The organism is Flavobacterium jejuense, assembly GCF_006491595.2.
In the GTDB taxonomy this organism is placed as follows: Bacteria; Bacteroidota; Bacteroidia; order Flavobacteriales; family Flavobacteriaceae; genus Flavobacterium; species Flavobacterium jejuense.
In genome coordinates this window covers 307,997-328,887 of sequence record NZ_VEVQ02000003.1, presented here as the reverse complement: position 1 = coordinate 328,887, position 20,891 = coordinate 307,997, and the positions used below count along the sequence as shown (strand labels likewise).

The window sequence follows — 20,891 nt, the reverse complement described above, 5'->3', positions numbered from 1 at the left end:
ATGTCTAGTATAATTCAGTTATTACCCGATCATGTTGCTAATCAAATTGCAGCTGGTGAGGTTGTTCAACGACCTGCTTCTGTAGTAAAAGAGCTACTAGAAAATGCTATTGATGCAAAAGCAACAGATATAAAGTTAATTGTAAAAGATGCAGGTAAAACATTAATTCAAGTTATTGATAATGGAGTTGGAATGACAGTTACAGATGCTCGTTTGTGTTTTGAACGTCATGCTACTTCAAAAATTCGTCATGCTGAGGATTTATTTGATTTGCATACAAAAGGTTTTCGTGGAGAGGCATTAGCATCTATAGCTGCAATTGCACATGTAGAATTAAAAACTAAACAAGATCAAGAAGAATTAGGTCACCATATTATTATAGAAGGCAGTAAATTTGTTTCTCAAGAGGTTGCGGTTTTGCCAAAAGGAACTTCTTTCTTAGTTAAAAATTTATTTTTTAACATTCCTGCTAGACGTAATTTCTTAAAATCGGAAACTGTTGAAATGAAGCATATAATGGATGAATTTCAACGTGTAGCGTTAGCTCACCCTTCAATTTATTTTACTTTAATTCATAACGGAAGCGAAAACTATAATTTACCCTCTTCAAATTACAGGCAACGTATTGTAAATATGCTAGGAGGTAAAACCAATGAGAAATTAGTTCCTGTGTCTGAGGATACTGAAATAGTTACTATTAGTGGTTTTGTAGGTAAACCAGAATATGCTAAAAAGAGTAGAAGTGAACAATTCTTTTTTGTGAATGATAGGTTCATAAAAAGTGGTTATTTACATCATGCCATTATGAATGCTTATGACGGTTTACTTAAAGAAGGCAATCAACCAAGTTATTTTCTATATTTAAAAGTGCCTCCTCATACTATTGATATCAATATTCATCCTACAAAAACTGAGATAAAATTTGACGACGAGCAGGCTTTATATGCGATTTTACGTTCCTCTGTAAAACATAGTTTAGGACAGTTCAATGTAGCACCTGTTTTAGATTTCGAACGAGATCCTAATTTGGATACTCCATATGAATATAAAAATAAAGGTACTGATGCTCCTTTAATCCAAGTGGATGCTAATTTTAATCCTTTTGCTGAGGAGAAGCCAATAAGAACTAATTCTAATTCTTATGCTTCTAGCGGAAATTATGCAAAAAGGGATACATCTAATTCTTGGGAAAGTTTGTATGTTGATTTACGTCAAGATACAAAAGAAGTAGAAAGTATAGCTTTTGAAAGCGAGGAAGTAACGGGATCTTTTTTTGAAAGTAAAGAAACTGAAATAACACCTTCAAGAACCTATCAAATTCATAAGAAATATATTGTAAGTTCTATTAAATCTGGAATGTTAGTAGTGGATCAAAATAAAGCGCATCAACGTATTTTATATGAACAATACCTTACTAGCATAACGGTTAAAAAAGCATCTAGTCAGCAATTGCTTTTCCCTTTAGAGCTACATTTTTCAAGAGAAGAAATTTCTTTTATACAAGAATTATTACCTTCTTTAGAGAATACTGGTTTTATTTTTGATGGAATACAGGAAGATAATATTCACATTACTGGAATTCCTGTTTCAATTCAAGAAAGTGAAGTAAGCATTTTACTGGAAGAACTAATTAATGGTTTACAAAATGATATGCCAGAAAGTACTTTTTCTTTAAATGATGGAATTGCTAAAACTATGGCTAAAAGTCTTGCGGTAAAAACAGGAACTTATTTAACAGAATTAGAACAAGAAAACTTGGTGAATGGTTTGTTTGCTTGCAAAGATCCAAATGTTTCACCTTTTAATAAACCTACTTTTATTACTTTGAGTGTAGAAGATTTAGATAAAAAATTTACCTTATGATGAGAATGACAGAAATGGTTAAGCATCTGCTAATCATTAACATAATATTTTTTGTAGGAAGCTATTTAGTTCCTACTTCTTTTGATTTATTAGCTTTGCATTATTTTGAAAGCGATAAGTTTCGATTTTGGCAACCTATAACTCATATGTTTATGCATGGAGGTATTGGTCATATTTTCTTTAATATGTTTGCCTTAGTTTCTTTTGGAAGTGCTTTAGAACAACTTTGGGGAGGAAAGAAGTTCTTGTTTTTCTATTTTTCATGTGGTATTGGAGCTTTCTTGTTAAGTACAGCTGTTGATTATTTCTCTTTTCATCATGGTTTGAATTTATTAATCGATAACGGAGTTGACAAAGCTCATGTTTTTGAAATATTAAATGAAAGTAAATACGATTCTAATTGGAGTCAGTTTTTATCTCCAGGTTCATTAGATAGAATGCTTTCTGCATTTTTAACACCAATGGTTGGTGCTTCTGGAGCAATTTACGGTTTATTGATAGCTTTTACCTATTTGTATCCTAATGCAGAATTAGCATTGATGTTTATACCTGTTCCAATAAAGGCAAAATACTTTGTTCCTGCTTGGATTTTAGGGTTTGATGTTTTTTACGGTATAATTGGTGGTTATTTAGGGTTTAGTAATAGTAACTTTGGTCATTTTGCCCACTTAGGTGGTGCTATAATAGGCTTGATCATTGTTTGGTATTGGAAGAAAAATCAGTTTGATAAACATCGTTGGGATAGATAATTTTTGACTTATGAATATTTTAGAAGACTTAAAATTACAATATAAAATGGGAGGCATTGTTCAAAGGTTAATCTTTTGGAACATAGGTGTTTTTGTTTTGTCGATTATTTTTTTCTTCTCTTTTGGTACAAGAAATTTTTCTTATCCAGAATGGTTGGGTTTGTACTCTTTTAGTGATCAACTCATCACTAAACCATGGACATTAATTAGCTATATGTTTCTGCATGCTAGCTTTTTGCACTTGCTGTTCAATATGTTAGTATTGCATTTTTCAGGAAGATTATTCTTGACTTATTTTACAGGAAGACAGTTGTTTGGGGTATACGTTTTAGGAGGTATTTTTGCAGGAATAGTGTTTATAGCCTCATATTATTTGCTAGGAATACATTCCGTTTTAGTGGGTGCTAGTGGAGCAATTATGGCTATCCTAATTGCAACAGCAACTTATGCTCCTTACATGTTATTGCGTATTCCGCTAATAGGAACTGTAAAGTTATGGCAAGTAGCTTTTGTTATTGTCTTATTGGATTTAATTCAATTGCCAATGAATAATGGAGGTGGACATTTAGCTCATTTAGGAGGTGCTTTTTTTGGTTTTTTATATGTTAAATTACTAAATAATGGTACTGATTTATCTAAAGGAATTTCAAAATTACAAGATATAGTAGAAGGAATTATTTTGCCAAGTAAGAAAACTCCTTTTAAAAAAGTACACAAGAATAAAAATCAGAACACTACCTTTACCAATGCTTCTAAAGATATAAATCAGAAAAAAATTGATGATATTTTGGATAAAATTAGTAAATCGGGTTACGACAGTTTAAGTAAAGAGGAAAAGGAATTTCTATTTAAAGCAGGTAATAAATAAATAATTGGAAAGAGAATCATTAATAAGTAGGATAGTCTTTTTTTGTAATAAAGTTTTAGCTTTGTTAACTTTTCTCGCTTATATTTTGCCTTTTCTTGCTCCAAAATTATTTCCTTTTTTAAGTGTACTCACTTTGTTATTGCCTTTGTTTCTATTATTGAATGCTGCTTTTTTTATTGTTTGGGCATTACAACTAAAAAGAAAAATGTTGCTCTCAGGTATAGTTTTGTTATTAGGGATTACCTTTATAAGTAAATTATATCGTTTTAATGAAACTACTTTAGAACTAGAACCAGATGATTTTATTGTGATGAGCTATAATGTTCGTTTGTTTAATAAATATGAATGGTTGCCTAATAAAAAAGTGCCAAGTGATATTTCTGATGTAATTCAAGATTACAACCCAGATATTTTATGTCTACAAGAATATACACCTGATGAAGATGTAAGATTAAGAAATTATCCCTATAAAAACGTTCAATTAGAAGGAAATAAAAATAAATACGGGCAAGCTATTTTTTCAAAATTTGAAATAATTAATACAGGTAAAATTACTTTTCCAAATTCTAGTAATAATATCATTTTTGCAGATATTTTAAAAAAAAATGATACTATACGAGTATATAGTATGCATTTACAATCGATTAAGATTAGCACAGATATTCATGAAAAATTAAATGAAAGTAAGTCTAAGTTTATTTTTAAAAGAATTAGCGAAGCTTTTAAACAGCAACAGCAACAGTCAGAACTTATAAAAACACATTATGATAGTTGTTCCTATGCTAAAATTATATGTGGAGATATGAATAATAGTGCATTTTCTTATGTGTATCGAAATATAAAAGGTGAGATGAAAGATGCTTTTCAAGAAGCAGGCTCTGGTTTTGGGAAATCGTATAATTTTAAATATTATCCAGCTCGCATTGATTATGTATTTGTGGAAAAATCTTTTTTGGTAAAAGAATTTATAACAGATAATCAAGTAAAATTAAGCGATCATTTTCCAGTGATTACTCGTTTGAAAATGATAGATAAAACACAAAAATAGAATTAATCTTATAATTTTTGTTGTAATAAATAGTCCTTCGCATGTCTTCCTTCATTAAATAATAAATCTAAAATACTTAAATTAGGAATGAAACCTTCTTTTTCATTGAAAACTTGTGTGTAAGAATCGTTGCTAAAAGTGTCTTTTTTTCCGTTAGCTAAAGGTCTAAAATCTATATAATTAGTTACTTCATGAAAGTATTCTTCTGTTTTTGAAAAAGGTAAAGAAATGCCTAAACAGTTATTTATAATTTCGATTATTTCAAAATTTAAATCCATTATGAAAGTATGATTTTTCTCAAAAACAGGAAGTATGTCGTCTTCAAAATATTCAAAAAAAGGAGAAGTTCTGTAAGCGGCTTCTAAAGACTTAAAATGATTTTTTTGCCAGCCAAAGGCATTTTCAATTTTAACATCTTTGTATTTCTGATGCTTTTCTTTACTATGTTTTATGGGAATATTTAGCATTTGAACGCCATTAGGACTGTAAATATACATGCGATTACGATTTGTTTGCTTCTGAAAATTATCTTCCATTTCAAAAGTAATAGAATCTGCCTGAAGCATTGCTGTGTAATGACTTATAGAAGGGAAATAGGTTGGGTGTAATAAAATATTCATTTGAATAGGATTATGTTCAAACAGAAAGTGTTTCACTGTAGTCAATGAAACACCTTGAGTTTTTTATAAACTTTCTTTTTCTTTCTTTTTCTTTTTATAAAAGTGCTCACCAACAAAGTAAAGTGCTAATAAGACTAAAAAATATTTAAAATACGATTTTGGTTGACCATCACCTGAAACTGTGGTAAAAAGTCTTTCCCAACGAATTTTATTTATTCCTTTTCCGTTAGAATTCCAACTCATCCAGATAAATACTGGTTTTCCTACTATGTGATCTTCAGGAGTGTATCCAAAATAACGTGCATCAAGAGAATTGTGACGATTGTCTCCCATCATCCAATAGTAATTTTGCTTGAAAGTATAGGTTTTTGTTACTTGACCATTAATTTTTATTTCATCTCCATTAACTTCAAGTGTATTCCCTTCATATTCAGTTATAATAATTTTATATAAAGGAAGAGATTCTTTGGTTAAAGCAACTGTTTTTCCTGCTTCAGGAATATAAATAGGACCAAAGTTATCTCCATTCCAATCTCTATTAGGTGATGCTTTTCCATCCTTGAAATCTGGAAAAGTACCATCTTCAGCACCTTTTCTTATATTTCTTTTTACATTTAAAATACCGGGAAAGTTTTTCAATCTTTCTGCAGAATCAAAAGTTAATGCGCTAAAGATTAAAGTGTCTTGTGCGACTAAACCATAACCGTCAGTAATACTTAATTCAGAAACAATATAATCGATGTTTATTTGATTTCTATCAAAAGCTACATTATACGAATATTGAGGTTTGGCACGTTCTGGTAAGATTAATTCTTTACCATTAATAAATACAATTCCACCTTTAATTTCTAATGAATCTCCAGCAATTCCCACACAACGCTTAACATAATTGGTTTTTTTATCGATAGGTTTATCAATTCTTCTATTAGAAGGATGATACATATTGTCTAAAGTATCTCTAGGCCAGTTAAAAACTACTATGTCATTGTTTTTAATCTTTTCTAATTTTGGAAACCTAAAATAAGGTAGTTGTGGTTTTTTTAAGTAAGATAAAGTTCCTATTAAAGGAAGAGAATCATGAACCATTGGAGCTGCAATAGGAGTCATAGGCGTTCTTGCTCCATAATTAAACTTACTTACAAATAAGAAATCACCAATTAACAACGATTTTTCTAAAGATGAAGTAGGAATAACATAAGGTTGAATAAAATAAGTGTGTACAAAAGTGGCTACAATAATAGCAAATGCTAAAGAGCCTAGAGTATCCATTGCTTTTGTAGGAGCTTTTAAGTCACGATCAGCAAAGTAAGTTACTTCTTGAGTATAATTGACATACATGATGTAAAAACCGATTGTAACCACTCCTAAAACCATATCTAAAGTGGTTTTTTTACCAAATGTTCTTAATGTTTCAATCCAAATGATTGGAAACATAAATAAATTAATTACTGGTATAAAAAGCAACAGTGTCCACCAAGTAGATCTGTTGATGATTTTCATTAAAACAATACTATTGTAAATTGGAACAAAAGCTTCCCATGCTTGTCTTCCTGCTTTAACATATAATTTCCAAGTTCCTAATCCGTGGATAACTTGTACTAGTAAGATAAATAATAACCAACCTTGTACTGACATATTTTAATTTTGTTTAATTGTTTAAAATTGTTTAAAAGTTTTGTTCTTTAAACTCATAGACAATTACTATATTTTTAACTTCTAAATTCCAAGTACATCTTTCATAGTGAAAACGCCTTTTTTTCCAAATAACCATTCAGCTGCAACAACAGATCCAAGTGCAAATCCTTCTCTGGTATGAGCGGTGTGTTTTATTTCAATTTGATCTACTTCACTATCATAATAAACACTATGCGTTCCTGGAATATTTTCTATACGTTTTGCTTCAATATGAATTTCTGAAGCACTTGCTTTTTCTAAAGTCCATTTTGCATAATTGGTATTTTTTATTATTCCGTTTGCCAATGAAATCGCTGTTCCACTAGGAGCATCTAATTTTTGAGTATGATGAATTTCTTCCATAGAAACGTTGTATTGTTTCAAATTAGCCATCATTTTTGCTAAATAGTCATTCAGTTCAAAAAAAACATTCACACCCAAACTAAAATTAGAGCCATAAATAAAGCTTCCGTTTTTTTCTCCACAAAGAGCTACCATTTTGTCATAGTCCTCTAACCAACCTGTTGTTCCAGAAATAACTGGTATATTTCTTTCAAAACAAGCGGAAATATTGGCAACTGCACTAGTTGGAATGCTAAAATCGATAGCAATATCAGCATTTTCTAGACCATCATAATTGTCATTTCTTCCTTTTTTTAATACAATCTCATGATTTCTTTCTAAAGCTACTTTTTCAATAACTTTCCCCATTTTTCCGTATCCTAAAAGTGCAATTTTCATGAAGTATTTGACGTTTTTATTTGGTATTGTTAGCCAATGAAATGTTAAAAGTTATAAGTGAGTTTTAGTCCAGTTTTGAATTGATAATCAGTTTCATTTTGATATAATTCAGGTCTTACTGATAAATTTTCATTTACATTAAATTGTAGTAAATGAGCATCTACATTAGCATCAATGATATTTAAAATATAAATTCCAGCAGTAATAAGTGCTGATAAATCACGATTTCGTTGGTGGAATTTTTGTCCTCTAATTAATCCATCATTATCTAGAGCACCATAAATAGAAGAATTACCTTTTTTTATGGTTCCGTCTAATCGTCCTTTATATTCGTCCCTAAATTCGTGATACTTTTTATTATTCCAAGTGTAATAATAAATCCCTAAACCTAAACCTCCATAAACTAAAGGAATTTTCCAGTATTTTTTATTGTAAGCTTGTCCAAGACCAGGTAAAACAGCTGAATAGAATGCTGCTTTTGCTGGTGATAATGGGTTTATTTCTTTGTATTTAGTTGTCACAGTGTCTTTTACAGTTAGAGAAATTTCCTCTTGTGCTAAACCTGTATTACTAAAAAGCAAACAAAAAAAAGATATGATGAATAGTTGTTTCACTAATTATTAATCAATTTCAAAATACGATTAAAATCTTCTTCTGAATGGAAAGGAATAGTAATTTTTCCTTTACCATTAGAGGCAACTTTAACATCAACCTTTGATCCAAAAAATCCAGTAAATGTTTTTTGTTCTGTTTCACCTACTTCAAAACTTTTTGAAGTTTGCTTTGCTGCTTGTGGTTTTAAGCTATCTTGGTATTTTTTTACCAAAGCTTCTGTTTCTCTCACAGAAAGATTTTGGCTCACTACTTTGTGATAAATATCAGATTGAACGTCATCATCTTCAACAGATATTAAAGCTCTACCATGTCCCATAGAAATAAAACCATCTCTCATTCCTGTTTGAATAATTGGATCTAATTTTAAAAGACGTAAATAGTTAGTAATAGTAGAACGTTTTTTTCCTACACGATCACTTAATTCTTCTTGTGTTAAGCTTATTTCATCAATTAATCTTTGATAAGAAAGTGCTACCTCAATAGGATCTAAATCATGGCGTTGAATATTCTCTACTAAAGCCATTACTAATGACTCATTATCATTAGCAATTCTAATATAAGCGGGAATAGTTTCTAAGCCAGCTAATTTAGAAGCACGAAGTCTACGCTCTCCAGAAATTAATTGGAATTTATTAAAATCTAATTTACGAACAGTAATCGGTTGAATAACTCCTAATTCTTTAATAGAAGTTGCTAATTCTTTTAAGGTTTCTTCGTTAAAATTACTTCTCGGTTGAAACGGATTTATCTCAATTGCATCTAATTCAAGCTCAATAATACTACCTACTACTTTATCAGCACCTTTGTCCTCAACCGATTTAATATCGTTTGAAGGGTCTTTTAATAAAGCCGATAATCCTCTTCCTAATGCTTGTTTTTTTTCTGCTTTCGCCATCTTTTACTACTTATTTTTCTTGATAATTTCTTCCGCTAAATTAATATAATTGGTTGCTCCTTTACTGGTGGCATCATAATTGATAATGCTTTCTCCATAACTTGGTGCTTCACTTAATTTAATATTTCTTTGGATAACCGTTTCAAAAACCATATCGTTAAAATGTTTCTGAACTTCTTCCACAACTTGGTTCGATAAACGCAAACGAGAATCATACATCGTTAGCAATAAACCTTCAATGTCTAAATCTGGATTATGTATTTTTTGAACACTTTTAATAGTGTTTAATAACTTTCCTAATCCTTCTAATGCAAAATACTCACATTGGATAGGAATAATAACACTATCAGCAACAGTTAGTGCATTTAAAGTTAGTAAGCCTAGTGAAGGAGCACAGTCAATAAGAATGTAATCATATTTGTCTTTAACAGACTCTAATGCTTTTTTAAGCATGTATTCACGATTCTCTTTATCCACTAGCTCAATTTCGATAGCTACTAAGTCAATATGTGCTGGTATAACCCAAACATTTGGAGCTGTAGAAACTATGGTAGCTTCATCTGGAGTGTTACTGTGTTCTAAAACCTGATAACTACCTATCTCTACACTTTCCACATCAATACCTAATCCCGAACTAGCATTTGCTTGAGGATCAGCATCGATTAAGAGCACTTTTTTTTCTAAAACACCCAGTGACGCAGCAAGATTAATAGACGTTGTTGTTTTTCCTACACCACCTTTTTGATTTGCAATTGCTATGATTTTACCCATTTGACTATAAAAAATTTTTGAGTGGTAAAAATACAATTATTTATGGTTTTTTCAACTCAAATTTGTTAACAATACATTAAAGTATTTGAAGCCCTTTGTTTTAAAGAATAAATTACTTTAATTTCTTTTTTTGGGAGCACCACATCTTCATTTAGGATATATTCTTTCCCGCTATTCACTATATCTTTTTTACTATTGTTACATAGAATGGAGTTAAAATGCAATAGTAAAAAAGGATATCGTTTCTATCGGGGCTAAAATAGAAAAGTTACTTTTTAAAACAAAAAAAACACGAACCGAATCGTGTTTGTGATTAAATGTCTCTTTTAGGACTGTTTTTCTTATCTCTTTTCTCAGCTTTTTTCTCTTTAGCTGTCTTAGTAGGCTCTTTTTTTGCTGTTTTCTTAGCATCCTGACTCTTTGCCATAATTTCTATGTTTTTAGTAAAGGTAGGGTAAATAAGTTCTCAAGCTAGCAAAAATCAAGATATTCTTATAAATTTGTTTTTTAAACAACTATAACATGAAAACCGTAAAAACAATTGCCTTTTTACTACTAATTACTACATTCTCGTGTTCACCCAAGAAAGAATTGGTCGATTTAATTCTTACTAATGCTAAAATTTACACTGTAAACAATAGTTTTGAGATTGTTGAAGCATTAGCAATTAAAGAAGGTAAAATTATTGCCACAGGAAAAACCAATGAAATTAACGATAAGTATGAACCAAAAGAAACCATAAATGCTAAAAACCAATTTGTATATCCAGGTTTTTATGATGCTCACGCTCATTTGTATCGTTTAGGGATTACTATGCAAACAGTTAATTTGAGAGATACAAAAAGTTATGACGAAGTAGTAGCAAGAGTTGTAGCCTTTCAAAATGAAAAGAAAGTCGATTTTATAGAAGGAAGAGGTTGGGATCAAAACGATTGGGAAAACAAAGAATTTCCTTCTAGAGAAAAATTAGATTCCTTATTTCCAGAAACTCCGATAGTACTAACTAGAATCGATGGTCATGCCATGTTAGTAAATGGCAAAGCATTGGAATTAGCAGGAATTACACCAATTACTAAAATTGAAGGAGGTCAAATCGAAGTGATTGCGGGTAAAACAACAGGAATTTTAGTTGATAATGCTATGGAATTGATGAAAGCGATTACTCCAGAACCTAATTTAAAAACTAAAATTCAAGCTTTGAAAGATGCTCAAGAAACAGTCTTTAATTATGGAATAACTAGTTTGAATGAAGCAGGTTTGGAAAGAGATATTATCGAATTAATCGATAGTTTACAAAAAGCCAATCAACTAGATTTGAATATCTATGCGATGGCACTTGCTACAAAAGAAAATTTAGACTATTACACCAAAAAAGGAATTTATAAAACCGATAAATTAAATGTTCGTTCGTTTAAATTTATGGGAGATGGAGCTTTGGGTTCTAGAGGAGCTTGTTTGCATTTGCCTTATAGTGACAAACCCAAACAATTTGGAGCTTTGTTAAATCCTATTGAAGAGACTAGAAGAATTGCCCAACAAATTGCCAGCTCTGATTTCCAAATGAACGCTCATGCGATAGGTGATTCTACGAATACGGTTTTATTAAAAATTTACAAAGAAATTTTAAAAGACAAACCCAATAGAAGATGGAAAATAGAACATGCACAAATTATGCAAGAACAAGATTTCGATTATTTTGCTTTAGGAATTATTCCATCAGTACAGCCTACACACGCTACCTCTGATATGTATTGGGCAGAAGACAGAGTAGGTTCAGACCGAATTAAAAATTCGTATGCCTATAAAAAAATATTAGACAAAGCAGGTTTAATAGCACTTGGTACCGATTTCCCTATCGAAGAGGTTAACCCAATGCTAACGTTTTATGCAGCAGTAGCAAGAAAAGATTTAAAAAACTACCCAGAAAACGGATTCCAAATGGAAAATGCTTTAACAAGAGAAGAAACCTTAAAAGGAATGACCATTTGGGCAGCTTACTCTAATTTTGAAGAAAAAGAAAAAGGCAGTCTAGAAAAAGGAAAATGGGCCGATTTTACCATTTTCTCTGAAGACATTATGACCATGCCTATTGATAAAGTACCTTATATATTACCAACAAAGGTTTATATAAAAGGAAAGCAAGTTAAGTAATGATTCAGATACAGATTGCACTAATTAACACAAATAAATTTGTAAAAATTAGTGCAATCTGTGTTTGTTCTTAATTTGTTAGAGCTTAAAACCTACAATCGACAACAGAAAACTAAATTCTGCTCAACTTCTCAGCTGCTGCTATCAATGTTTCATCTGTTTTAGCGAAACAAAAACGAAGCATTTGTTTGTCGGTTGCATCTTTATAAAACACCGAAATAGGAATCGAAGCCACACCATGCGTTGTGATTAATTCTTTCGCAAAATCCATATCGTTTTTCGTACTAATTTGTTTGTAATTTACTACTTGAAAATACGTTCCCTCACAAGGTAATAATTCAAAGCGACTGTCTTTTAGTAACTCTTGAAATAAATTACGTTTGCGCACATACATGTTGGCAATTTCTTTAAAATCAACGACATCTAAGTATTCCGAAATGACGTGTTGCGAAAGACTATTGACACTAAATACTAAAAATTGGTGTACTTTTTTAATCTCATTCATGATTTTTTCAGGAGCAATTAAATAACCTACTTTCCAACCTGTAACGTGCAAAGACTTTCCAAAAGAAGAAGCAATAATGGTCTTCTCTATTAATTTAGGACGAATATTTACTGAGATATGTGGATGAGTAAATGAAATGTATTCATAGACTTCATCACTCAAGAGTAAAATTTGTGGATGTTTATCTAATACAGTTTCCAAAGCTTCAAATTCGCTTTCCGTCCAAATTCTACCCGTTGGATTATGCGGATTATTTACAATGATTAGTTTTGTTTTAGCAGTAATTCCTGCTTCAATTGTATTAAAATTGGGAGAATAATCTTCATTTAACGAAATTCGAACGGGTTTTCCACCCGCTACTAAAACCGAAGGTTCGTAACTATCATAACTTGGGTCCAAAATAATTACTTCATCTCCATGATTGACTAAGGCATTAATGGCAGTAAAGATACCTTGTGTGGCACCCGCAGTAATTAAAAGTTCGCTAGCCGTGTTCACTTTTCGTTTGTAGTTTTTTGCTGTCAAGACTGCAATTTTATCCAACAACGAAGGTAAACCAACCATAGGTGTATATTGGTGTACATTTTCGCGAAGCAAACGTTCCGAAATTTGTAATAAGCGTTCGTCTACAGGAAAATTAGGAAACCCTTGCGATAAATTAATAGCCCCATGTGCATTCGCTAATTGAGACATTACAGAGAAAATACTTGTGGGAATGTTGGGTAGTTTTGACATAAAATGTAGTATAAAAACAAAAGTAATTTTTTTTTGATAAATTTTACCTTCATCCCAACCTTTTCATTTAAAATATACTCTATATCTTTATAACCTCTGTTTAAAAAGATAGTAACATGAAAAAAGTAATACTGTTTCTCCTGTTTGTAAGCCAATTTGTTTTGGGACAAAATCCGCAACTTACTGTTAAAGACAAAGACTCTTCCTTGGTGCGATTGAGCCAGCTTAAAGTAAATGTGAAAGTAGTAGGAAATATAGCTTATACTACAACCGAAATGCATTTTTTCAATGCTTCTTCTCGTGACATGGAAGCCGAATTATTGTTTCCGTTGCCAGAAGGCGTTTCGGTGTCTCGTTATGCCATTGATATTAATGGAAAAATGAGAGAAGCGGTTCCAGTGAATAAAAACAAAGGAAAGCAAGTTTTTGAAGCCATAGAGCATAGGAGAGTAGATCCAGGACTTTTAGAAAGAGTAGAAGGGAACAGCTTTAAAACCCGTATTTATCCTATTTTACCCAATAAAGAACGCGTTGTAATTATTGGGTACGAACAAGAATTGACTACTTATGATACTTCTTTTTTAGGCTATCAAATGGTAAGTGCTTATACGAAGAAAATAGATGATTTCGAATTAGAAGTTACAGTAGTTGGGTCAAATGAAAAACCAATTATTACCAATGATGGTAAAGAAATTACAATAGAGAAATTCAACACCATTTACCAAGCCAAAATCCAACAAAAAAATTATTTACCTAATGATAAATTATTGGTAAAAATACCCATTACTTCCGCTATTCCAACGGTAATTGCGCAAGCCAATGACAATCAGTATTATTTCTATGCTAATATGCATTTGGAAACCGAAAAGAAAGCCAAAGCGTTACCAAAATCAATCGGTTTACTTTGGGATGTATCTTTGAGTAGTGCTAAGAGAGATACAAAAAAAGAATTGGATCTATTAGAGGCATACTTTAAAAAGTTAGGTAAAGTTGAGGTTAGTTTGTATTTTGTAGGTTTTACTTTTGATAAAAAATCCGACTTTATCATTACCAATGGAGATTGGTCAGCTTTACGAAGTGTTTTAGAAAAAGTAACCTATGATGGAGGTACTCGTTTTTCGGAAATTATTTTTCCTAAAAAAGACGAAATACTATTTTTTACAGATGGTTTATCCACTTTGAGTGACGCTACTTTGCCTGAAACCAAACAAGCGGTGTACACGATTACTTCTTCCGTTACAGCTGATTATGCTTTTCTGAATTACAATGCGATGCAAACGGGTGGCACATTTGTAAATTTAAATCAAGTAAAAACAGAAGAAGCTTTAGACCGTTTATTATATAAGAATTTATTGTTTTTTGGTGTCAAAAATAATCCTACATTAGTAGAAACTTATCCAATGATTGGCACTTCGGTGACTGATAATTTTAGTGTTTCGGGTATTTCGCTATTGCCAACTAATGAAATTACATTATTATTTGGTTATGATGCCAATACGCTTTCGGAAAAGAAAATCCAATTAGACGTAAAGAACCAAGCTATAGCAGAAATTAGTGTGGAAAAACTTTGGGCACAGAAAAAGATAGCCAATTTGGAGATTCAGTATGAGAAAAATGCGGAAGCAATTGAAACCATGGGTAAAAAATATGGTATCATTACGCCAAATACGTCTTTAATTGTATTGGAAGATATTAACGATTATATTTTATATGATATTATTCCACCAGCAGAATTAAGAGAAGAGTTCGACAAAATAAAAAAGAACCAATTAGCGGAAAGAGAAGCTACAAAAAAGAGTAATTGGAACAATATTGATAGTTATTTTAAGGGCTTGTCCTCTTGGTGGAAGAAAGATATTAAATATGTAAAGCCGAAATTTGGAAAATTCAGAAAGAATAAAGGAAGTAATACTACAGCAAATACCAATTTACAACCCAATCCTACTGGATTATCTAGAAACATTACAGTTACAGTTAGTGATGCATTAGGTCCATTAGCAGGAGCTACTGTTCAAGTTAAAAATACTACTATTGGTACTAGTACCAATTTTGATGGTAATGGGAGTTTAAGTGCTAAGACTGGTGATGTGTTGGTTGTCAGTTTTGTTGGTTTAAGAGCGCAAGAAATTAGAATAGAATCTCCATCCAATTACACGATTACTCTTGAAAACGACGGTTCGGATTTACAAGAAGTTGTAGTTGCTGCATACGCTTCTGAAGACAGAGGAAATAGAAGAGAAAGAAGAAGAGCGCAAAGAACAGTTAGTGCACCTCCAGTCCCTCAAGAAATTGACGTAGCAAATGATGAAAATGTAGATAGAGCTTATGAATATTATGATGGAGAAGAAAATGATTCCAAATTAAGAGTAGGATTAAATTATGAGCAAGCTTTAGCTGGACAAGTTGCTGGAGTTGCAATTACAACTGATTCTATTTTTAATACTAATGCAAACACTTTACAGAATAGGAATAGTGTGAAAAAAAGCAGTTGGAATCCAGATAGAGTTTATCTAAAAGCCTTAGCAAAAGTAACTAAGGAAGAAAAATATCCTTTGTATTTGCAATTGCGAGAAGTCAACAAAAATAATCCAAGTTTTTATTTTGATGTAGCCAATCATTTCTACGAAAAAGGGGATAGAGCAAATGCGTTATTAATATTGAGCAACATTGCCGAATTGGATTTAGAAAATCACCAATTATACAAATCCTTATTGTATTTATTGCGTCAGTGGGAAGCGAATGAAATGGCTTTGCATGTTGCGAAAAAAATTGTGACTTGGAGAACACACGAACCCCAATCGCATAGAGATTTGGCACTAACATTAGAAGATAACAAATTGTATCAAGAAGCTTTTGATGCTTTACTAACCGCTTTGGAAACCAATTATTACGGAGAAATGAGTGGTGTTTATCAAGGAATTGAAGATATTATTCTAATGGACATCAACCGAATAGTTGCCTCTCATAAAAATATCAATACTGGTAAGTTAGAAAAAAAATATTTAGAACACATTCCAGTGGATGTGCGTATCATTTTGAATTGGAACCAAATGGACACCGATATCGATTTGCATATCATAGAACCAACAGGGGAAGAATGTTATTATTCCCACACCAGTACAGATATAGGTGCCCGATTTTCTAAAGATTTCACCCAAGGCTACGGACCAGAACAGTACTTATTACGTAATGCTATTAAAGGAAAATATAAGATAAAAACAAATTATTACGGAGAAACTAAACTAACCGAAAGCGGTCCAGCAACTGTTATGGTGGAAATTTATATCAAAAGAAAAAATGGTAAAATAGAACGTACGTTACAAACCATCCAATTAGGAAAAGTAAAAGAAAATCAGAATCTAGCAGAAATTGAAATAGAGTAATATTTTTTAGGAGCAGAAAAATAGCCCTTCGAAAGAAAAGTAGTCCTGCTATCCGTTCTATCTTTTCTTTTTTTAAAGAAAAAAAGAAAAGGATGCCACTACTATCAGGGCTAGAATAGTGCTTTTTGTTTATCAAACACAATTTCAGTAGAAATCAAAAAAAGTAAATAATTTTAAAAAAAGTATGCAAAAAGTATTAATATTTTTTATCGTTATTACGATTAGTGGCTGTTCAAGGAATAACTATAAAAGCGAAACGCTTAACTTAAATAAAGATCCATTAAGTACACAAGACGGTGATTATACATATATAATTGAGAAATCTTTATTTAAAAAAGAGTTTAGCTCTAACAGAGTTAGTGCTTATGATGCAATTTCTACTAATGAAATGGCTGAAAAAATAGCTTTAATTTATTATGACTATATATGTAAAGAGGAAAATATAAAAGAATTTAGTGTTACTTCAAAATTAGTAAATAAAAATTCTGTTTGGAAAGTATTAATTAAAAGTACTGAATGTAGTAAAAACAATAGTTATTGTGATAATTTTTATTACTATTTTTATTTAAAAAAAATAGACGGGGAATTTTTACTTGTTCATACTCTTAAGCCAAATCAATTCTTAGAAAAGTATCCTCCAAAACTTTAAGTTTATGGTTGGTCTTTTTCTAAAATAATTTATCGATTTATTAACAGTTGCTCAATTGCAAGAATCTTTAGAATACCTACTTTTGTGCTTCAAATTTTAAAAATACTATTTTGAAAAGAATATTGGTTTTTGTAGTCGCACTTTTTAGTGTGTTTTCAGTAATAGCACAAGATAAGTTACATACGTTACATTTTGAAAACAACAATGATTTTAAGTCTTTTTTTAGAGCCTCAAGTAACTTTTATCCAGTAGTAAGTGCTCATCGTGGTGGTCCAACAACTGGTTTTCCTGAAAATTGTACCGCTACTTTTGAAAACACCATCAAATACAATCCTGCAGTAATTGAAACTGATATTGCTTTAACCAAAGATTCGGTTTTAGTAATGATGCACGATAATACTTTGGATAGAACTACAACAGGAACAGGAAATATTAATGACTATACTTACAAAGAATTACAAGAATTGTTTTTAGAAGACAATGAAGGGAATCGTACTTCGTATAAAATTGAAACCTTAGATGCCGTTTTGCAATGGGGAAAAGGAAAAGTAGTCTATACTTTAGATGTAAAAAGAGGCGTGCCTTTCAAAATGATTGTAGAGGCTGTAAGACGTAATAAAGCAGAAAACTATTCGATTATTATTACATATAATGCCAATCAAGCGGCTGAGGTAGCTACTTTAGCTCCAGATATAATGCTTTCGGTTTCGGCAAGAGGAAAAGAAGATGTGGAACGTATGGAAAACCTTGGAGTAAAAGCGGAAAACATGGTAGCTTTCGTAGGAACTACATTCCCAAAATCAGAAGTCATGGAGTATATGAAAGCAAAAGGAATTACGTGTATTTCTGGAACTATGGGTAATTTAGATAAAAGTGCTATAGCTAATGGGGATAAAATATATCTAGATATTGTAAAAGCAGGTGTCATGATTATTTCAAGTGATAGACCTGTTGAAGTGGCGCAACAAATGGCTATTTATATCAAAGAGCATCAATTGAAAAGTAGTGCAATTAACTAAAACGCCTTTAAATTATAAAGAGAAAGTCCTAACTTATTGAAGTTAGGACTTTTTTATTTCTTATCGCTTTAAACTAAAATGTGCTTTAAAAGTTTGTGGATTGCCATTTTCAATAAAATCGATAACAAACCAATAATCCGTTGCGGGTAACTGTTCTCCATTAAAAGTACCATCCCATCCTAAGCCATTAGTTGCAATCTGTTTGATTAATTTTCCATAACGATCAAAAATAAATAGTTTAGCATCAGAGAATGTATTCACTGCTGATATGTTCCAAGTATCATTGTATCCATCGCCATTTGGGGTAAAAAATTTTGGATAACCCACAATCAAAACTTCTTCAGATAAAGAGGCAGAACAGCCATTAGCATCAATAACAGTTATAGTATGCAAACCACTACTTACGTTTTGAAAAACATTATTTTCTTGAAAGGGACCTTGATCCAATTGGTACAGGTAATTGCCATTGGCTGTAGCCAAAACGGTAATGATTTGATTTTCCGAAAAAGTGGCTGATGTAGTATATGAAATGTCTACCAATGTTGGTTGAAGTACTGTAGTTTGTATGGTTATAGGAACAGCACACTGACCAGCATCAGGTGTAAATGTATGCGAACCTGAATCGGTATTGTCTATTGTTGAAGGATTCCAACTTCCGGTAATTCCATTTGGTGAAATTGAATTTAGAACAGGAGGTGTTACCCCAAAACAAAATGATATGTCTGTAAAATTGGGAGTAAAACCAGAATCTACTATGATGTCAATGGAATAAGTGGCAATAGTAGTGCATTGAATTGCTTGTGGAGTAAAAACATAAGTTGTAGTCCCTGATGTTGTTGTGTCAATTGTATTAGGGTTCCAAGTTCCAGTGATTCCATTTGAAGAAGTAGTCGGTAAAGTAGGAGCAATAGCACCAATGCAATACATATTTTGAATTGCAGGAAAAACAGGTGTCATCGTCTGTGATGGATTAACAGTTACCGTTATGTTTTCTGGAGTGCCATCACATCCATTTAGAGATGGAGTTACAGTATAAGTAACTGTTCCAGTTGTGGTTCCAGTTGTGGTTAAGGTTTGTGAAATTGTAGTTCCATTTCCAGCAACAGCTCCTGAAACATCAGTCTGTGAAACGGTCCAACTAAAAGTAGCATTTGCTACTGAAGCAGAAAGTGAAATAACAGAAGTTTCTCCAGAACAAATAGTTGTGTTTCCTAGGTTTGAAACAGATATCATAGGTTCTAAAGTAACTGCTGTACGAGTATCACTTTTGCAACCAGTTGCATTTATCGTTTCTGCATAATAGGTTCCAGCAGTTGTAGGCGAATAAGAAGTTGAGTTTGTAACTAGTAGCATGCCATTTGTTGGAGCATCATACCAATTGACACTTTCATTTGCATTTACTGAAACTGTTAATGGGTTTGTTGTATTACTACAGTTGTATTGATTTCCATTACTCACTGGTGCATTCGGTAAAGGTGAAACGATAACTATATAAATGTCTGACAAAGTAGAACAGAAGTTATTGTTTATGTTAGCAATGTCTTGCGCTACTTTCACTCGATAGTAAGTAGTTGTTGCTGTTGTGGGTATTGTGAATGTAGCTGTATTTTGTCCAGCAATGTCAGTATAAGTAATATTGTCGGTACTTTGTTGCCATTGGTAAAAATAAGAGGAGGACCCAGAAGTGGTTACTTGTAAGGTATTATTAATTATAGTCTCATTGGGACAAATTGTGACTGAATTTCCTCCAACTGCTGTATTTGTAATACTAGAATAATCACCACACGAACTAAAAGCAATATCATCTATTGCTAAATCATTACCACAACCACCAGAACCATTATTCCTCATTTTTAAAATCACAGCCGATTGCCCTGCAGGCATAGTAAAAACCAATCCATATTGTGTCCAAATAGGAGTAGTAGTTCCATTAATATTTCCAGTATTTCCAGATTGTAAAAGAACTGTATCGGAAGCATTCCAAATTTCGAAAGTTACATTAATAGGAATTCCAGTTCCTGGACAACCACCAGAAGCAGCATTATAAATATTTAAAAGCCATGCTGAAAATTCAAAAGTAGTATTGCTACACAAACCGGTAACCCCTCGTCTGTAAAACTGTCCAGGAGTATTACTAGCGTTTACAATTAGAGATTTTCCATTAGTGCCATCAGGCTCATTATCTGGAGTGTGATCTAATGAATAATGCCAGTTTTGTGAATTAGGAATTAAATTAGTTCTATTATATAAGGTATATTGACCATCTTGTGGAAATCCACTGGCTACATAAGTATAGTTAGTAACACCTGCTACCAGTTGTGGACCATAATTGGTGCCACTACCAAAATTTTCTGTAAAAACCGGAGCTCCTTTGCTACCAGTACAAAAGCCTAGTTGTCCAAAAGTAACTGTATAGTTGATTAAAAGTAGGAATAAAAAGTATCTTTTTTTCATTATTGCTAAAATTGTAAAAACTAAAAACATATTTACTAAATATAGTGCCTTAATTTTTAGAATTATATAAAATGTAGCGTATAAAAACTATACGGAAACTATAATGCTCAAAAGAAACTTAGATTAATTAATCATTAAGTAGTTACAAGTT

Annotated in this window: 16 protein-coding genes; 8 read left to right on the top strand and 8 right to left on the bottom strand. The window is 31.7% G+C overall.

Features of this window, described 5'->3' with window-relative positions; genetic code table 11:
* Genes mutL through FIA58_RS06500 form a run of 4 tightly spaced genes read left to right on the top strand, consistent with a single transcriptional unit; the run spans position 1 to position 4,528 of the window.
* A complete protein-coding gene (gene mutL, locus FIA58_RS06515; RefSeq protein WP_140961375.1) occupies positions 1-1,863 on the top strand; it encodes a DNA mismatch repair endonuclease MutL in 1,863 nt (620 codons plus the stop codon).
* Entirely contained in the window at positions 1,860-2,612 is a 753-nt protein-coding gene (locus FIA58_RS06510; protein WP_140961373.1) for a rhomboid family intramembrane serine protease, read from the top strand. Before mutL ends, FIA58_RS06510 begins: the two co-directional genes overlap by 4 nt.
* Before the next feature lie 10 nt (positions 2,613-2,622).
* Positions 2,623-3,480, top strand: coding sequence for a rhomboid family intramembrane serine protease (locus tag FIA58_RS06505; protein ID WP_140961371.1), 858 nt, complete (start codon positions 2,623-2,625; stop codon positions 3,478-3,480).
* A 4-nt stretch (positions 3,481-3,484) separates the two neighbouring features.
* Positions 3,485-4,528 carry an endonuclease/exonuclease/phosphatase family protein gene (locus FIA58_RS06500; RefSeq protein WP_140961369.1) on the top strand — a complete coding sequence of 348 codons (1,044 nt, stop codon included), beginning with the start codon at positions 3,485-3,487 and terminating at the stop codon, positions 4,526-4,528.
* Between the two features lie 8 nt (positions 4,529-4,536).
* On the opposite strand, the gene FIA58_RS06495 is transcribed toward FIA58_RS06500, so the two are convergent.
* The 6 genes from FIA58_RS06495 to FIA58_RS06470 all read right to left on the bottom strand — a co-directional run bounded on the left by FIA58_RS06495 (position 4,537) and on the right by FIA58_RS06470 (position 9,844).
* Positions 4,537-5,148, bottom strand: coding sequence for a WbqC family protein (locus FIA58_RS06495; RefSeq protein ID WP_140961367.1), 612 nt, complete (start codon positions 5,146-5,148; stop codon positions 4,537-4,539).
* 63 nt (positions 5,149-5,211) lie between these two features.
* Complete coding sequence (lepB, locus tag FIA58_RS06490) at positions 5,212-6,783, bottom strand: signal peptidase I (RefSeq protein ID WP_140961365.1); 1,572 nt, start codon at positions 6,781-6,783, stop codon at positions 5,212-5,214.
* 81 nt (positions 6,784-6,864) lie between these two features.
* Positions 6,865-7,563 carry a 4-hydroxy-tetrahydrodipicolinate reductase gene (gene dapB / locus FIA58_RS06485; RefSeq protein WP_140961363.1) on the bottom strand — a complete coding sequence of 233 codons (699 nt, stop codon included), beginning with the start codon at positions 7,561-7,563 and terminating at the stop codon, positions 6,865-6,867.
* A gap of 44 nt (positions 7,564-7,607) precedes the next feature.
* Positions 7,608-8,177: a DUF5683 domain-containing protein gene (locus FIA58_RS06480; RefSeq protein ID WP_317167878.1), complete on the bottom strand. Its 570-nt coding sequence runs from the start codon at positions 8,175-8,177 to the stop codon at positions 7,608-7,610.
* Entirely contained in the window at positions 8,177-9,073 is an 897-nt protein-coding gene (locus FIA58_RS06475; RefSeq protein ID WP_140961361.1) for a ParB/RepB/Spo0J family partition protein, read from the bottom strand. The genes FIA58_RS06480 and FIA58_RS06475 overlap by 1 nt, the downstream gene beginning before the upstream one ends.
* Before the next feature lie 6 nt (positions 9,074-9,079).
* Positions 9,080-9,844: a ParA family protein gene (locus tag FIA58_RS06470; protein WP_140961359.1), complete on the bottom strand. Its 765-nt coding sequence runs from the start codon at positions 9,842-9,844 to the stop codon at positions 9,080-9,082.
* A 522-nt stretch (positions 9,845-10,366) separates the two neighbouring features.
* On the opposite strand from FIA58_RS06470, the gene FIA58_RS06465 reads away from it, so the two are divergent.
* Complete coding sequence (locus tag FIA58_RS06465; protein ID WP_140961355.1) at positions 10,367-11,995, top strand: amidohydrolase; 1,629 nt, start codon at positions 10,367-10,369, stop codon at positions 11,993-11,995.
* A 112-nt stretch (positions 11,996-12,107) separates the two neighbouring features.
* Here FIA58_RS06465 and FIA58_RS06460 read toward each other — a convergent pair whose 3' ends face one another.
* The gene (locus tag FIA58_RS06460; protein ID WP_140961353.1) at positions 12,108-13,235 is read right to left on the bottom strand and encodes a methionine aminotransferase; all 1,128 of its coding nucleotides are present in this window, start codon (positions 13,233-13,235) and stop codon (positions 12,108-12,110) included.
* Positions 13,236-13,351: 116 nt separating this feature from the next.
* Between FIA58_RS06460 and FIA58_RS06455 the strand changes: the two genes are divergently transcribed.
* The 3 genes from FIA58_RS06455 (at position 13,352) to FIA58_RS06445 (ending at position 18,286) form a co-directional block, all read left to right on the top strand.
* Positions 13,352-16,618, top strand: a complete 3,267-nt coding sequence (locus FIA58_RS06455) for a VIT domain-containing protein (RefSeq protein ID WP_140961351.1) — start codon at positions 13,352-13,354, stop codon at positions 16,616-16,618.
* A gap of 184 nt (positions 16,619-16,802) precedes the next feature.
* Positions 16,803-17,267 carry a hypothetical protein gene (locus FIA58_RS06450; RefSeq protein WP_140961349.1) on the top strand — a complete coding sequence of 155 codons (465 nt, stop codon included), beginning with the start codon at positions 16,803-16,805 and terminating at the stop codon, positions 17,265-17,267.
* Positions 17,268-17,377: 110 nt separating this feature from the next.
* A complete protein-coding gene (locus FIA58_RS06445) occupies positions 17,378-18,286 on the top strand; it encodes a glycerophosphodiester phosphodiesterase family protein (RefSeq protein WP_140961347.1) in 909 nt (302 codons plus the stop codon).
* A 60-nt stretch (positions 18,287-18,346) separates the two neighbouring features.
* Here FIA58_RS06445 and FIA58_RS06440 read toward each other — a convergent pair whose 3' ends face one another.
* Positions 18,347-20,740, bottom strand: a complete 2,394-nt coding sequence (locus FIA58_RS06440; protein ID WP_165928868.1) for a T9SS type B sorting domain-containing protein — start codon at positions 20,738-20,740, stop codon at positions 18,347-18,349.
* Between the last annotated feature and the right edge of the window lie 151 nt (positions 20,741-20,891).

Coding starts and splice junctions, on each gene's coding strand:
- mutL (WP_140961375.1), top strand. CDS start 1: ATGTCTAGTATAATTCAGTTATTACCCGATCATGTTGCTAATCAAATT.
- FIA58_RS06510 (WP_140961373.1), top strand. CDS start 1,860: ATGATGAGAATGACAGAAATGGTTAAGCATCTGCTAATCATTAACATA.
- FIA58_RS06505 (WP_140961371.1), top strand. CDS start 2,623: ATGAATATTTTAGAAGACTTAAAATTACAATATAAAATGGGAGGCATT.
- FIA58_RS06495 (WP_140961367.1), bottom strand. CDS start 5,148: ATGAATATTTTATTACACCCAACCTATTTCCCTTCTATAAGTCATTAC.
- lepB (WP_140961365.1), bottom strand. CDS start 6,783: ATGTCAGTACAAGGTTGGTTATTATTTATCTTACTAGTACAAGTTATC.
- dapB (WP_140961363.1), bottom strand. CDS start 7,563: ATGAAAATTGCACTTTTAGGATACGGAAAAATGGGGAAAGTTATTGAA.
- FIA58_RS06475 (WP_140961361.1), bottom strand. CDS start 9,073: ATGGCGAAAGCAGAAAAAAAACAAGCATTAGGAAGAGGATTATCGGCT.
- FIA58_RS06470 (WP_140961359.1), bottom strand. CDS start 9,844: ATGGGTAAAATCATAGCAATTGCAAATCAAAAAGGTGGTGTAGGAAAA.
- FIA58_RS06465 (WP_140961355.1), top strand. CDS start 10,367: ATGAAAACCGTAAAAACAATTGCCTTTTTACTACTAATTACTACATTC.
- FIA58_RS06460 (WP_140961353.1), bottom strand. CDS start 13,235: ATGTCAAAACTACCCAACATTCCCACAAGTATTTTCTCTGTAATGTCT.
- FIA58_RS06455 (WP_140961351.1), top strand. CDS start 13,352: ATGAAAAAAGTAATACTGTTTCTCCTGTTTGTAAGCCAATTTGTTTTG.
- FIA58_RS06450 (WP_140961349.1), top strand. CDS start 16,803: ATGCAAAAAGTATTAATATTTTTTATCGTTATTACGATTAGTGGCTGT.
- FIA58_RS06440 (WP_165928868.1), bottom strand. CDS start 20,740: ATGAAAAAAAGATACTTTTTATTCCTACTTTTAATCAACTATACAGTT.